This is a genomic window from Chryseobacterium aquifrigidense (genome assembly GCF_006716485.1).
Lineage (GTDB): Bacteria > Bacteroidota > Bacteroidia > Flavobacteriales > Weeksellaceae > Chryseobacterium > Chryseobacterium vietnamense.
This window is the reverse complement of record NZ_VFPD01000002.1, coordinates 558311-573404: the sequence shown is the minus strand read 5'-3', so window position 1 is coordinate 573404 and position 15094 is coordinate 558311. Positions and strand designations below refer to the sequence as shown.

Annotated in this window: 17 protein-coding genes; 12 read left to right on the top strand and 5 right to left on the bottom strand. The window is 35.5% G+C overall.

What is annotated here, in order from left to right; translation table 11 throughout:
• Positions 1–24 precede the first annotated feature (24 nt).
• From FB551_RS17665 to FB551_RS17645, 5 genes are read left to right on the top strand one after another with little or no spacing between them, the layout of a single operon-like run.
• Positions 25–693, top strand: a complete 669-nt coding sequence (locus tag FB551_RS17665; protein WP_047427378.1) for a Rossmann-fold NAD(P)-binding domain-containing protein — start codon at positions 25–27, stop codon at positions 691–693.
• Between the two features lie 15 nt (positions 694–708).
• Entirely contained in the window at positions 709–1530 is an 822-nt protein-coding gene (locus FB551_RS17660; protein ID WP_142018425.1) for a glycosyltransferase family 2 protein, read from the top strand.
• The gene (locus FB551_RS17655; RefSeq protein ID WP_052186775.1) at positions 1527–2354 is read left to right on the top strand and encodes a glycosyltransferase; all 828 of its coding nucleotides are present in this window, start codon (positions 1527–1529) and stop codon (positions 2352–2354) included. Before FB551_RS17660 ends, FB551_RS17655 begins: the two co-directional genes overlap by 4 nt.
• Positions 2355–2369: 15 nt before the next feature.
• On the top strand, positions 2370–3368 hold the full coding sequence (locus FB551_RS17650; protein ID WP_142018424.1) for an acyltransferase family protein: 999 nt from the start codon (positions 2370–2372) through the stop codon (positions 3366–3368).
• A gap of 8 nt (positions 3369–3376) precedes the next feature.
• The gene (locus tag FB551_RS17645) at positions 3377–4315 is read left to right on the top strand and encodes a glycosyltransferase family 2 protein (protein ID WP_142018423.1); all 939 of its coding nucleotides are present in this window, start codon (positions 3377–3379) and stop codon (positions 4313–4315) included.
• A 48-nt stretch (positions 4316–4363) separates the two neighbouring features.
• Here the strand turns inward: FB551_RS17645 and FB551_RS17640 are convergent, their stop codons facing one another.
• The gene (locus FB551_RS17640; protein ID WP_142018422.1) at positions 4364–5398 is read right to left on the bottom strand and encodes an acyltransferase family protein; all 1035 of its coding nucleotides are present in this window, start codon (positions 5396–5398) and stop codon (positions 4364–4366) included.
• Between the two features lie 167 nt (positions 5399–5565).
• On the opposite strand from FB551_RS17640, the gene FB551_RS17635 reads away from it, so the two are divergent.
• From FB551_RS17635 to FB551_RS17625, 3 genes are read left to right on the top strand one after another with little or no spacing between them, the layout of a single operon-like run.
• The gene (locus FB551_RS17635) at positions 5566–6111 is read left to right on the top strand and encodes an acyltransferase (protein ID WP_142018421.1); all 546 of its coding nucleotides are present in this window, start codon (positions 5566–5568) and stop codon (positions 6109–6111) included.
• Entirely contained in the window at positions 6108–6947 is an 840-nt protein-coding gene (locus FB551_RS17630) for a glycosyltransferase family 2 protein (protein WP_142018420.1), read from the top strand. Before FB551_RS17635 ends, FB551_RS17630 begins: the two co-directional genes overlap by 4 nt.
• A complete protein-coding gene (locus FB551_RS17625; protein WP_142018419.1) occupies positions 6947–8101 on the top strand; it encodes a glycosyltransferase in 1155 nt (384 codons plus the stop codon). Before FB551_RS17630 ends, FB551_RS17625 begins: the two co-directional genes overlap by 1 nt.
• 1 nt (position 8102) lies before the next feature.
• Here FB551_RS17625 and FB551_RS17620 read toward each other — a convergent pair whose 3' ends face one another.
• Genes FB551_RS17620 through FB551_RS17610 form a run of 3 tightly spaced genes read right to left on the bottom strand, consistent with a single transcriptional unit; the run spans position 8103 to position 10091 of the window.
• Positions 8103–8861 carry an SDR family NAD(P)-dependent oxidoreductase gene (locus FB551_RS17620; protein ID WP_142018418.1) on the bottom strand — a complete coding sequence of 253 codons (759 nt, stop codon included), beginning with the start codon at positions 8859–8861 and terminating at the stop codon, positions 8103–8105.
• Positions 8861–9094, bottom strand: a complete 234-nt coding sequence (locus FB551_RS17615) for a phosphopantetheine-binding protein (protein WP_047380387.1) — start codon at positions 9092–9094, stop codon at positions 8861–8863. The genes FB551_RS17620 and FB551_RS17615 overlap by 1 nt, the downstream gene beginning before the upstream one ends.
• Before the next feature lie 25 nt (positions 9095–9119).
• Positions 9120–10091, bottom strand: a complete 972-nt coding sequence (locus FB551_RS17610; RefSeq protein WP_142018417.1) for a 3-oxoacyl-ACP synthase III family protein — start codon at positions 10089–10091, stop codon at positions 9120–9122.
• A 53-nt stretch (positions 10092–10144) separates the two neighbouring features.
• On the opposite strand from FB551_RS17610, the gene FB551_RS17605 reads away from it, so the two are divergent.
• The 4 genes from FB551_RS17605 (at position 10145) to FB551_RS17590 (ending at position 14387) form a co-directional block, all read left to right on the top strand.
• Positions 10145–10714, top strand: a complete 570-nt coding sequence (locus FB551_RS17605; protein WP_142018416.1) for an acyltransferase — start codon at positions 10145–10147, stop codon at positions 10712–10714.
• Positions 10715–10750: 36 nt separating this feature from the next.
• On the top strand, positions 10751–11899 hold the full coding sequence (locus FB551_RS17600) for a glycosyltransferase (protein WP_047427358.1): 1149 nt from the start codon (positions 10751–10753) through the stop codon (positions 11897–11899).
• An 11-nt stretch (positions 11900–11910) separates the two neighbouring features.
• Entirely contained in the window at positions 11911–12465 is a 555-nt protein-coding gene (locus FB551_RS17595) for a serine O-acetyltransferase (RefSeq protein WP_047427356.1), read from the top strand.
• 428 nt (positions 12466–12893) lie between these two features.
• Positions 12894–14387 carry a phosphoethanolamine transferase gene (locus FB551_RS17590; RefSeq protein ID WP_047427354.1) on the top strand — a complete coding sequence of 498 codons (1494 nt, stop codon included), beginning with the start codon at positions 12894–12896 and terminating at the stop codon, positions 14385–14387.
• A 24-nt stretch (positions 14388–14411) separates the two neighbouring features.
• On the opposite strand, the gene FB551_RS17585 is transcribed toward FB551_RS17590, so the two are convergent.
• Positions 14412–15017, bottom strand: a complete 606-nt coding sequence (locus FB551_RS17585) for a DUF2306 domain-containing protein (RefSeq protein ID WP_142018415.1) — start codon at positions 15015–15017, stop codon at positions 14412–14414.
• Positions 15018–15094 lie beyond the last annotated feature (77 nt).

Genomic DNA, 15094 nt, shown 5'->3' with positions numbered 1-15094 from the left:
TTTAAACCGTTTAGATAAAAATATATGATTATTGGCAATGGAATTTTGGCAGCAGCCGTAAGACCTTATGACAGAGAAGATATACTTTTTTTTGCATCTGGGGTTTCCAATTCTCTGGAAAAGAATCCTGCAGAATTTGAAAGAGAAATCTCTCTGTTAACAAAAGCGACAGAAGAATTTCCGGATAAAAAACTGGTTTATTTTTCAACCTGCAGTATTTATGATCCTACAAAAAAAGAAAGTCCATACGTAAACCATAAGCTTAATGCTGAAAAATTCATTACAGAACACTGTAAAAACTTTGTCATTTTCAGAATTGGAAATGCAGTAGGCCGTGGAGGAAATCCAAACACATTAATCAACTTTCTTAAGAACTCAATTGTGTCCGGAACCCAATTCACAATACACAACAATGCAAAGAGAATTCTCATTGGTACTGATGATATTGCTTTATTTACAAAACAATATATTGATGTACTGAACAATGAAATTATTAATCTCACCTATCCTTACCAGTATTCTCTGCCTGAAATTTTGTTTCAGCTGGAACAGTATTTAGGAAAAAAAGCAGTGTTTAAAAATATTGATGAAGGGTCTTATTATAATATAGAGTTTAATCCCCGCACAGAATCTTTTTTCACGGGAATCTCTTCCGAGGACTACTTAAGAAAATTATTTTCAGCCTATTTATAAAATAAAACATATCGAATGAAAAATAAAGTTTCCATTATTGTTCCCTGTTTTAATCATGCAAAATATCTGGAAGAATGCATCCAGTCTGTAATGAACCAATCCTATACAAACTGGGAATGCATTATTGTAGATGACGGCTCTACTGATGATACTGCAGTAGTATCCGGAAAACTTGAAAATGATAAAATACGCTATGTTTATCAGGAAAATAAAGGCCTTTCAGGTGCCCGGAATACAGGAATCAGAAATGCTTCAGGAGACTATATTCTGCCTCTGGATGCAGATGATACACTTAACCCGCTGGCTTTAGAAAAGATGGTGGCCGTATTTGATCAGAATCCTGATACCTTAATCGTTTTTTCTGATACCATTACCTTTGGCCATACCAGCAAAAAGTCAAATTTACAGGAAACGTTTACCCTTCGGGAATTGCTTTTGGGAAATAAATTATACTGTACTTCTATGTTTGCCAAAAAGTATTTTGATGAAGGAATTACGTATGACGAAAAATTAAGACATGGATTTGAAGACTGGGAGTTTTGGATACAACTTATATCTTCGCACAGGAACCAGCCTATAACAAAAATTGATTATGTTGTTTTCAACTACAGATCCCATCCGGACACTTCCATGATAAAAGATATTACCGGCAGTAATGATAAAAAAGAGTTTATCTACCATGCCGTATATGAAAAACACAAAGCACTGTTTCATGAGTTTTTCCCCAGTTATATTGCCCTTTTAAACAGAAAAACATTTTATGAAAAAAAACTGGAGAATATCTACAACAGTAAACCTTACAGAATATTTAACTTTTTAAAAAATTTATTGAGATGAGTCAGTTTGTACACGTGATTATGACAAGATTCAATGTTCCTACAAAAGGTTGGAACGAAACACGTTCAGGATATAAACCTCTAACGGAAGAATGGCTGGATGACCGCTTCAAGTTATTCAGAACTTATGTACTTCCTTCCTATAAAAATCAGACTAACCAAAACTATATATGGCTCACTTTCTTTGACACCAATACGTCTGATAAGTTTAGAAAAATCATCAAAGAAATCGAAGCAGAATATCCTGTTTTCAGAGCTGTTTTTGTAGAGGATTTTGATGCAATGAAAACCAAAGCAGTAGAAGTAATTCCTCAGTTCTTCACTTCTGAGACAAAATTTGTCATCACCAGTGAGCTTGATAATGATGATATGCTTCATCAGGACTATATAAAAACCGTACAGGAGCACTTCAAGCCGATTCATGATCTTGTGATTGACTTAAGAAGAGGATATCAGCTGACAATGCTTCCGGGCCGTAAAGCCGTTGTAAATGTATATAATGCTGTCGTAAATCCTTTTGTAAGCCTTGCAGAAAGTGTAGACAACTTCAAAACCATGTTAAAGGAGAGAGCGCATAACAGCTATCGTCATTATCCGGATTTCTCCGTGGAAGACAGTAAGGAAATGTATATTCAGATCATCCATCAGTACAATCTGATGAATGTTACTTTTAAACATAAAGCGGTTCCTGAGGTTGATTTTTCAGAATATGGAATGACTGAAGATACAAAATTTACAATTGACAGGTTCAAGACCCTTCAGCATAATATTGCAAGAGTACCATTTGTGATGGGACTTATTTTGAAAAAAATTTTTAAAAGATAAGATCCGGCATCCGTAATGAAGCTTAATAATATCCAGATTTTAAGAGGGATTGCAGCATTATTGGTATGTTGTTTTCATTTCCGTGAAACGATAAACTTACCCGGGCTGAATCTTGGCAATATTCTTTTTAATAAAGGAAGTATCGGTGTTCCCGTATTTTTTATTATCAGTGGATTTATCATGGCTTTCACCACTCAAAAAATAAATTTCAGTAAAGATTCTTTTCAGCAGATCACTTTATTTTACAAAAGAAGACTGATCAGAATTGTTCCGCTGTATTATCTTTTGACATTTGCTGTAATAATACCGGGAGGTGGTTTGTTGATCTACTTTCATGGAGCTGGTCTTTATGAACTTATTCATTCCCTGTTATTTCTTCCTACTCAAAAGGAATTTCCCGTGCTTTTCCTGGGCTGGTCCTTAAATTTTGAGATGTTTTTTTATCTCATATTCGGGCTCTCATTATTTTTTAAAGAAAAAAGGTATTATTTCATCGTGGGATTTTTCATTCTTACCACCATTTTGGGATATTGTATACATTTTGACAGTCCTTATCTGAAAATGGTAACCCATTCTCTCAATCTTTATTTTGTTGTAGGAATTCTCTTCGCGCTCTTACTGAACAAATATACAGTTCCAAAGAAGTGGGCTGCAATAGTATCTGTAACAGGGATAACATCATTTATACTCGTTTTACTTAGTATCATTCCTATCAGCAATGACTGGCTAAAACTGGCCATCATCTCCATGTTTGTTTTTTCTTTTCTGACTTTTGATTATATATTCCATTTTGAAGGAAACAAATTCTTAATATTTCTGGGAGATATTTCGTATTCACTGTACCTGTCACATCCTTTTATAGAAATTGTTTTAAAAAGATTTAAAGTTGAAGGTTATCTCAACATTCCTTTTTTTCTTCTTAAAATTGCCCTGGTTATTATTCTGGCCTCAGTTCTGTATTATTTTGTAGAAAAAAGAGTTACCCATTATTTAAAAATTAAATTAAACGCATAATCGAAAAAATGAAAATTTCAGTAATCATTCCCGTCTACAATGCCGAAAAATATGTTGCTCAGGCTGTAGAATCTGCACTCCGGTTTGAAGAAGTATATGAAGTGGTATTGGTAGAAGACAAATCACCTGACAATGCCTTGCAGGTATGCCGGGAACTCGCTGAAAAATATGCCAGGGTAAAGCTCTTTCAGCATCCAGACAAGGGGAATCATGGGGCGGGTGCCAGCAGAAATTTAGGAATGGAAAAGGCTGAAGGAGATTTTATTGCTTTCCTTGATGCTGATGACTACTATCTCCCTAACCGTTTTGATGCAGAAAAAAAGCTTTTCACCAATGATGAGGTAGATGGAGTGTATGGCGCTATAGGGGTTCATTATTATTCTGAAAAGGCAAAAGAACAGTATTATAAGGTTTTTGGAGATCGCCTGACCACAGTGTATAAAGAGCATCCTCCTAAAGATGTATTCCCGGGACAACTGAATATGAGAGGTACTTTCGGGCTTTTCAGTATTGATGCTCTGACCATCCGTAAAAGTTCTCTACAGCATATGGAATATTTTTTCAAAACCCATTTAAAGCTTCATCAGGACACAGAATTTCTCTTCAGACTCTCCTACTATCTGAATTTATATCCGGGGATTCTTGATAAGGCAGTAGCGGTGAGAGGGGTTCATGAGAACAACAGAATTACCAAAGTAGATTCCGGAGAAGTGAAACCGGCTTCCACGCGGGTTGTATTGTGGAAGGAAGTGAACCACTGGGCAGAAAATGAAAACACCATTCCTGAGGATATTAAACTTCATATCAAACGGGTATACAGAAGTTTTCAGATTGCAAATGCTCCCCTTCTAAAAAAGTGGGGAATGATCACCAAATATTTGCTGACAGATTATAAAAGCATACGTTCAGGGCTTTATAATATCAATTTCAGAAATGATTTATTCTAATAAAACAAGTAAACTAAATATTTAGTTTACAAGATATTGACTTGAAAATTAACCCTTTGCAAAATGGATCTTTCTTAAAAGATTCCGCATCGGCTTTTCAATAAACTGGTAAAAAGCTGCAGAACTAAAAAGCATAACGATTATGTAAATCACAAATACGATATCAATGCTGAATGTGTATTCCTGCCATTTTAAAAGCTCTCTTACAAGATATAGCACAGGGATATGGGTGATGTATATACCATAACTTATTTCTCCAAGATATTCCAGTGGCTTCAGTGAAAAGAACCTGGTAACCCATCCATTATTAGCAGAGATCAAAAGGATAGCGGGGACAAAAAGTAGTGCCATCAAACCATTGTGATAGAATAACGGGACAAACATCAGAGACAGAAGAATCAGAAAAAAGACTGCAATTACCTGAAGATCATAATTTTTCTGCCTGTAGTTTTTTACAAAAAATATCCCTGCCAGATTTCCGATCAGGAATTCATTAAGATGCCAGAATGGGAAATAGTAAAGAAACTCATGGCTTTTTGTATGAGGTCCTTCATAAGCTCCATACACCGGATAAAGATTAGAAAATACCTGAGTGATCAACCAGAGACCAATGGCAAACACCCATATCATTTTGTTTTTCCTGACATAAAAATAATTATACAAAAGCGGAAAAAGCAGATAGAAAAAGAACTCTACGGAAATTGACCATCCCGGAAAATTCAGGATCATAGCTTCGCCCGGAATCCAGCTCTGAATGCCCAATCCATATAAAAGCAGTTTATACCAATCGAACATCTCATATCTTGTCATAAAATAAAGCAAAAGTCCGAGCATATAAAGTGGATAAATCCTGGCAAACCTGTTTTTATAAAATTCCAGGTAATCAATTTTATCTTTCTTGTGATAAGCAATGATCATGATAAATCCCGAAAGAATAAAAAAATAGCTTACGCCGACATTAGCTCTCAAAAAAAGATTGGAAATATAATCTATCTTGTATAAAAACAGATCCTTATTGAAATGAGAAATAACAATTGCCATTGCAGCAACAAACCTGGTAAATGTAATCTGACTTATCTTCACAGAACACAAAATGCTTTACTTTATCAAAACTCAGCAACCTCAACTCCGAAGGTGGCATTTATTTGGTATAAAGTATTAATTTTTAAGGCACAAAAATAAGATTTATTATTATAATTATTTAAAACAAATTATATTTGTACACTACAAATGTGAAAATAAATTCAGGTATGCTTGATGAAATTTTAGCAAAAATTCAACGGAAAAGCCAGATTTCTCGTCTCAAAAAACACCCTAATGTTTCTTTTAAAGGGATAAAGCTTGGGATCAGTAATCATTTTGTTCTGCACGAAAATTTAAAAAATGTTACGCTCGGGAATTCCATGAGTTTCAGGAATTATGTACATATCCTTGTGCAGCAGAATGCCACTTTAGAAATCGGAGATCATTTTTTCATGAATAATTTCTGCTCTATCAACTGTCTCGAGAGTATTTCTATAGGAGACAACACATTATTCGGAGAAGGGGTAAAACTGTATGACCACAACCACGCTTACCAGACTGAGCCGGAATTTAAGCTGTTCTCTTCTGAGTTCACCACCGCTCCCATCAAAATAGGAAGTAACTGCTGGCTTGGAAGTAATGTGACCGTCTTAAAAGGGGTTACTATTGGTGACAACTGTATCATCGGAGCAGGATGTGTCATTCACAAAGATATTCCGTCTAATACAACTGTTATCAATCATCAGGATTTAATATTCAAGGCACGGTCATGAAGTTTTCTATCCTTATTGCCCATTACAACAACGCTATTTTTTTTAAGGATTGTTTTGAAAGTATTCTTCAACAGACCTATACAAACTGGGAAGCTGTAATTCTAGACGATGGTTCTTCTGAAAATGAGAAGAAAATAATACAGGAAATGATTTCAAAGGACAAAAGATTCAGATTTTTTGAAAATGAAAAAAATTCCGGTGTAGGTGTTACAAAAAGTAAGCTGATTGAGCTGGCTGAAGGAGAAATCTGTGGTTTTCTGGATCCTGATGATGCCATCTCTCCTACTGCTATCCAAAAATGTATGGAGATTTTCCAGACTAAAAAGAATACAGTCCTTACCTATTCAAGGTTTATGACATGTGACCAGAACCTGAAGCCAATAGCCCCGTTCAGATCTGCGATGCAGGTACCGAATGGAGATCCCTGTTTTTTTAATTTCCCGATTCAGATTGCTCATTTTGTAACTTTCAGAAAAGCAGTTTATGAGCAGACAGAAAAAATGAACCCTAATCTAAAAATTGGGGAAGATCAGGATTTATATCTTAAAATATATGAAAAAGGGAAAGTTCAGTTTATTAATGAAACGAACTATCTTTACCGAACACATCAGGGCGGGATTTCCCAGAATGACAATAAAAAGAAATCCCATGAATATTTTGCTCAGGTGATTTTTAATACCATGAAACGCAGAGGACTTACTACCATCAACGGAAAAAAAGTTCCGGAACAGTATACGGGAGCTGATGAAATATTCGGGCTGCTGCAGTACCAGCACCAGCTGCCATTCCGTATTAAGAAAAAAATAAAAATTACGTTACAATCAATCTTCGGATAATGTTAGAAAAAAAAATAAAAATTTTGTTCAGGCACCGTTCCATGGAAATGGGAGGCGTGGAAAAAGTATTACTGGGACTTCTCAACAACCTTGATCCTGACAAATTTGAAATGACGGTATGCCTTACCCTCAATCAGGGTAAACTGCGTGATGAACTTCCGAAACATATCAGAAAAATATACCTTACGGATGGAAAAGAAGATTTTTCCCATAATTCTCTTTTACAGAAACTTCAGCTCGTTAAAAGAAGACTAAAGCTGAGAAAACTGAAAAATTCTCCTGCCATTGCAGACCGTCTTATCAATGATACTTTTGATATTGAGATCGGGATGGATTACAGAGACTATGATGCTATTCTGAACTCAACCAATAAGAATTCAAAAAAAATCGGATGGTTTCATTCTGAAATTAATGTGCCAAAATTTCAGCCTTTAGTGCCGAATATTTTAAAGAGCTTTCCGCAATTTGATCATATGGTATACTGCTCCCACAAGATAAAAGATATGATGCACCAGCATTATCCGAATCTCAATTATCCGGCTGAAAGCGTTATCATTAATCCAATTCCTATCGAAGAAATTAAACGGAAGGCTGAAGAAAAGCTTGACAATTTCCCTGAAGGACCTGTTTTCGCATCTATTGGAAGACTTCATTCAAGAAAAGGATATCACAAACTTATTGACGCTCATAAAAAGCTTATAGATGAAGGATTTCATCACAGCATTATTGTTATCGGTGACGGTGATGAAATGAACAACCTCAAGGCACAGGCAGCTAAAAATAATGTTGAAAAAACATTTATTCTGGCTGGAAATCAGATGAATCCTTATCCTTACATCAAAAAAGCGGATTATTTTGTTCTTCCTTCAGAATCTGAAGCATGGCCATTGGTAATTGCTGAAGCTTTAATCCTTCAGAAACCCATTATTGCAACAGAGGTAGGAGATGTAGGTCTTATGATCAAAGACCGTGAAACAGGATACCTCATCAATTATGAGGTAGATGAAATGTATTCAGCAATGAAAACATTCCTTACTGATCCTAACCTTGTTCTGCACATCAGAGAGAACCTTAAAACCATTGAAAGTCAGTTTGACAACAAGAAAATATTTGACAGCGTAGAAACCATTATAGAAACCCTGCACAAAAAATAAGTTACTGTGCAGAATATCCTCCGTCAATCACAAGATTGCTGCCTGTGACCCATCTTGAGGCATCAGACAGTAAAAAAATACAGGCATTCGCTACATCTTTAGGCTCGCCTATTCCCAGCGGATGCTTTTTTATAATTTCTGATGACGCTTCTTCTCCGATATTTTTAAACATTTTCTCTAAAATCGGAGTGTTTACCATCGCCGGACTTATGCTGTTGACCCGGATATTACTTCTTGAAAGCTCCATAGCCAAAGAACGGGCTCCGGATATAACAGCTCCTTTACTGGCAGAATAAGCTGCTTTCCCGGCTTCTCCTATCATCCCTGCCACAGAAGAAATAAATACAAAACTGGAGTTTTCATCTTTGTATTTTTTTAAAGATAAAATTTTAGCTATTTCAAGTCCTGCAATAACATTGACAGCAAATATATCTTGGTACAGCTGAGGGTTGTGCTTTTTTAAGGGTAATGTTTTCTCAATACCTGCACAGTGAATAAATCCTGATATTTTACCCATTATTGAAACTTTTTCAGCAATAATTGCTTCCAGGTTTTCAGATTGGGTAATATCTTCAGTAATTGTTTCAACTTTTGTTTCAGGATTGAGCATAGAAACAGTTTTCGCAAGTTCTTCCTGATTTCTTCCTACAAGAATCAGATCAGCACCGCTATTACTGCATTCTACAGAACAGCTTCTCCCGATCCCGGAAGAAGCGCCTGTAATGAGAATAATTTTATTTTTTAATGAGAAAGCATCCATTAATCTTCAAAATTTTCTTTTCCTATAACATTCATCAGATCTGAAACGGTTTCAATATCTTTAAAATGCTTGGTATCAATTTTTTTGCTGAAATTTTCGTCTACAAACGCAATAACAGAAAGTAAGCTGATAGAATCATAGCTTTCTAAAGATTTCAGGTTCGTTTCAGTAGTCAATGTTTCATCTTCTTCCAATTCTTCCTGTAGTTTTTCTAAAAAAACGGATGTTTTCATATTTTATAATTTTAAATGTTTTGTATTAAATTTCCATAATGGTGGCGCCCCACGAATATCCAACTCCAAATCCTGCCATTAAAACCTTATCGCCTTCTTTCAGCATCCCCTTATCCATCATATTTTTAAGAGCAATAGGAATAGTTGCAGAAACCGTATTCCCGGTTTTTTCCATGTCAATATAGAACTTTTCTGCCGGTATTTTTGTTTTCTTCCTTAAATAATTCAGCATAAAAGAATTGGCCTGGTGAAAAACAAAATGGTCGATATCATCTATGGTCATACCATTCACTTCCAATGTTTCTTTTACCAGTCCTGGAATATTTTCAATCGTAAAATTAAAAATTTCCGGGCCGTTCATATAAATATTTTCAGGGCTGAATTCGTGTTCAGGATTCAGCTCAAAGTCTTTTTTAAAAGCTCCTTTTTTCACGATAAGGTTTTCAGCACCGCTTCCGTCTGTTCCCAGACAGAACTGATAATCATTACCTTCAGCTTTTTCAATAATTGCAGAGGCAGAGGCATCTCCAAATATACTTCGGTTGCCTTTATCATCTGGATGAATATGCTTGGTGTACGTTTCTGAAGTTACCAGCAGAATACTCTTTGCAATTCCTCCGGCAATCAGTCCTTTTGCAAAGGCCAATCCATACACAAATCCTGAACAGCCAAGGTTAAAATCTATAGCTCCGATATTTTTTCTAAGCCCCAATCTGTCCTGCAAAATACAGGCCGTTGTAGGGAGAAAATACTCCGGACTTTGGGTACAGAACAAAATAAAATCTACTTTGTTTCTGTCATAATTTTCGAAAATTTTTTCTGAAGATTGCACAGCCATATCCAGTACGGTTTCGCTGTCAGAAGAAATATGGCGCTGGGAAATACCTACTTTCTCCTGGATACGTTCGGAGCTCCATTCAGGGAACTGCTTTTCAAGATCCTCGTTAGTTAACACCTGCTGAGGCAGATAATATTCTATTTTTGAAATTTTCATCATATTAATAAATTCTCTTTCTTTGCAAAAGTAACGAAAACAAATTTACACTTGTGATGATTTTTATATTCAGAATCCTATTGAAAATAGACTCTCTTTATCAAAATTTTTTGAACAGAGGCAGCCTTGAAGTGGCTAAATACAGAGGTATGAAAGTAGGAAAAAACTTTAATATGCCTGATAAAGTGTATTTCGGAACTGAACCTTACCTTATCGAAATTGGCGATAATGTGAACATTGCAGGAGATGTAAGGTTTGTTAACCACGGTGGAACAACCACGTTGCTTAGAAAGCTTCCCGGTTATGAAGATGCAAGAATCCTGGGAAGAATAAAAATCGGAAACAACTGCACCATCGGGCTCAATTGTGTGATTATGCAGGATGTTCAGATTGGGAACAACTGTATTTTAGGGGCTAACTCTGTATTATCCCAGTCTATGCCGGACAACACGGTCTTTATTGGAAACCCTGCTCAGTTTTTATGCACCATTGAAGATTATGGTGATATTGTTCTTAAAAACAATCCGGAATATCCCCGCGAACTGGAAAAAGACCGAAAAAAACTGGATGCCTATATCAAAGAAAATCTTCCTCACAAGTATAAAAAAGCAAGAAAAATTAAATAAATTTATCTTGTAAAATCATAAAATAGAAAAAACAAATTGAAAAAGAAAAAACTCCTCATTCGTATAGGTTCATTACGTCATGGTGGTGCCGAGAAAGTATTAATTAATTTTTTGAAGAATCTCCCTGCCGATAAATATGAAGTTGACCTTCTGGTAAATCTTTATTCAGGATTATACATTAAAGAGGTGCCGTCATGGGTAACACTGTACTATTTGACAAAAGGAGAAATGATAACAACCAACAGGCCGCAGGATATTCCTGTGAAAGCCTACAGGGTTCTTTATCAGAAAATGTTTCTTTGGTTCCCCTCTCTTCTTTATAAATTTATTTTAAAAAATAAAAAATACGATGTAGAGATTGCTGCTATCCATGCGATGCATCAGGAAATTCTCTCCAGCCCTCAAAAAGATTCGAAAAAAATCATTTGGGTACAGAATGATATTTTTAATTTAAAAGAATATACACCTGAAGTCATCAGACAGTTTTTCAGATTCGACAGAATTCTTGTGATTTCCAACAAACTGCAGGAAGGAATGCATAATCTGGCTAAAAATGAAGCTGAAAAAGCATCTGTGATTAAGATCTTCAATCCGATTGATAGAAATGACACGTTAAGAAAGGCTGATATTGAAGTGAATGACTATCCTTTCAACAGCGATCTTCCTACTTTTGTAACAGTAGGAACGGTATATCCCCAGAAAGGATACGACCGATTGCTTAATGTCCACAAAAAGCTTATTGATGAAGGGTTGAAACATCAGCTGTTGATTATTGGCGATGGGTATGATTTTAATGCTATTCAGGATCAGCTCAACCAGCTTGGTCTTCAGGATACTGCAAAAATGCTTGGTTTCAGCAGTAATCCCTACCCTTATATGAAAAAGGCGGATTTCTATATTATGTCTTCACGACATGAAGGATTTCCTACCATTATTGCCGAAGCGCTTATTCTGAATAAACCTATTTCTGCAACAGATATTTCTGGGATCAGGGATCTTCTGCAGGATGGAAAACTGGGAAATATCACAGCCAACTCAGAAGAAGGAATTTATGAAGGAATGAAAAAATTTCTTACGGATAAAAATATCACTGAGGAATACAAAAAACAGATCTCGGAAACTGAGCTACCTTTTGTTTTGGAAAAATCTGTAGAACATCTTCAGAAAATAATTGACGAAGTATAAAAATATTGACGATGGCTGAGCATTCAATCATTCAAAAAGACTTTTACCGGGAAAGCGGAAAGTGGCTTTCAACATTTCAGATCTGGAAAAAATGTATTAATCCTAATCTACATTTTGTTTACATTCTGAGAATGGCGCAGAAGCATCAGAAAAATCCTTTCCTGAACACTTTCTGGAGGATTGTGCTAAGACATTACCAGATCAAATATGGATTTCAGATTTATCCTGAGACTCAGATTGGTGAAGGTTTTTATTTGGGACATTTTGGAAGCCTTGTTATCAATCCAAAAACAGTTATCGGGAAAAATTGCAATATTGCCCATGGAGTTACTATAGGGCAGCAAAACCGTGGAAAAAATGAAGGGTATCCTGTTATTGGTGACGAAGTCTGGATAGGGACCAATGCAGTTATTGTAGGAGGGATCACCATTGGAAATAATGTATTGATTGTTCCCAATTCTTATGTTAACTTCGATGTTCCCTCACATTCTGTCGTCATAGGAAATCCCGCAAAAATTATCCCAACAGCAGATGCAACAAAGGATTACATCAACCGTAAAGTGTAGTAACTCCAACAGTTATCGTAATAATTCTACTTGTATTTATCAGTAATTTCATGTACATTTGGAAATTGTATGGTTCTGATGACATCAAATCATGCAACTTGTTCTGAAAAAATCGCTTAATATTAAAAACACAACTCCAACCTATTATTAATAAAAAATAATTTTTGATGAAAAAAACAAAAATCCCCAGGTCTCTATTCCTACCTACCCAACCAACTCTATAAAGCGGAATAACAACATACCGCTATAAACCGTAACAACTTATCTTCAAAAGTGTCTTTTTGAGTTGATACAATATCTGCAAGATTTAGAATTATTATGTGGTATTAATTCTTTTTCATGCTATACACAATTCTGATATTCAACACTCACTTATTCAAAAACACTAAAGATGATATAAAATTGATCTCAAAAGCACACATACAAACATGTTAAAAAAAATAGTTCCCATTCTTCTCATTATAATATACCTTACAGGTTTTTTGGTATCATTCCCTTATATATTTGATAATCTGTTCGGAGCCGAAAAACTGGACAGTATCCGGAATATTTTTGAGTATGGAATTATGTTTTGTTCATTCCTTGTATTTAATGCCCTTCTTTTTAAGAATAAATATACCTCTGTAATTGCTGTTATTCTTTGTTTAGTATTAAGCATTAACTTTCTGATTTCGGTATCCTGTTTTCTTATTTATCATTCAGGATTTAACGTGGGAATGGCCATCAGCATTCTAGAGTCTAATCCTGATGAGGCGATGAGCATGTCTTATATGTTTATTCTTCCAGGCATTTTATTTTTTGTTTTTCTGGGAATGCTGCTGTACTCTGTGAATTATTTAAAAAAAGATATAGTAAAAGCTGATGCTAAATTTATCATTATTGCATTACTGTGGCTTATTCTACCATTCGGATACCATCTTAAACATACCTATGTCAGCAATAAAGGAGGAGGTAGGATGATTAAGAATGTTTATTATCATTTATCCGATTTCAATACCGCTTTGAATATACAGAGAGACATTAATGAAATCAAAAAGAATGTTCCGGTTTTCAATATCAGAAAAATACAGCCTGGAATAGAAAACGTAATTCTCATTATTGGAGAATCCGAAAGAAAACAAAACATGTCATTATACGGTTATAACAAGAAGACAACTCCTTATACGGATGAACAGGCGGGAAATATGATGATTTTTGATCATGCCATTTCTCCTGCAGGCATTACCAACCTGAGTGTCCCACTAATGCTATCCAGCATTCATCCTGATGAATTCCGCTACCGTTATGATAAACTATCCTATAATATCATCAACATGGCCAATCAAAGCGGATACAATTCTTTCTGGCTGAGTACACAGGCAAGTGCCAGAGGAATTACAGCCATCGCTTCCATGTCTAAAAATAAAAAATGGGTCAATGGCTATGATGAAGTAATTGTTCCTGAGCTTAACAACGTAATTCAGAAGAAGGAAGATAAATTTATAGTTCTTCATATAATGGGAAGCCATCCAAATCCGTGTAACAGGCTTCCGCCTAACTGGAATTCTGGTGATCTGAATTGCTATGACAGCTCTATCAAATACACAGATTACGTTTTCAAAAATATTTTCAGTACACTGAAGAACACCAATTCCGTAGTTATTTATGCTTCAGATCATGGTCTTAAAATACAGGGTGACAAACTATTGCATATAGACTCTAAAGAATCTACCCAGGTACCATTTTTTGTTTGGTTTGGAGATAAAGTACCTGCCAACTATAGAATTACAGGGCACGAAACAAGACAAACCCAAACCACTTATATCTATCCTCTGATCATGAAATATATGGGGCTTGAAACTCCTCAGCATTATAAAAATGAAGGGAATAAATATCTGAACTTAAATATGAGAAGCATGGAATATAAAGACCTTCCGGAGTAACATCCATTTGTATCTACGCCTATTCTATACAGCTGCTAATTTTCTGTTAATAAGATAAGCAATCAGTACATTAGGAATCCAGCACAGCCATGCTACGCCAATATAGGAATCTATAGGATTTCCCGTCATATTTTTCAGCAAAGGGAACCATAATCTCAATGTTACAGCAGCAAAGGTACAGGCATAGCTATAAATCATCAGCTGCTGATGTCTGATTATATTACCTTTTCTGATTTTTACCAGGGCTCCAAGAGTTGTTATAAACCAGAGTAATCCTAAACAAATAAATCCCATCGCTGAAACCAGGCCTCCATTGGCATAAAATCCCATATAGACAGCTGTAACAGAACTTATCATCACAGCAATTACATACAAAGTTCCAATGCTCCTGTGAATCTTCATGTATCTATTCCGGAATGAAGCTCCAAACTGACGCCAGCCTATAAAAAGAGCAAGTCCTCCGAAAATAATGTGCCCAAAAAATGCCATTCTCCAGATCAAGCTGTGGAGTAATTCGGGAGATTTTGAGCCCAGAAAAGTATATTTAGATTCTACGAAGGCATAAATAAGAGGATAAGCTCCGATCAATAGTGCCAGTACAGCCATTATTACAAATAGTAATTTTCTCATAGGTAACCATTATTTTTTCTGTAAAAATGAGGAATAGAAAGGCTTTAATTGTTCCAAAATGAAAGGTGGAACCTATT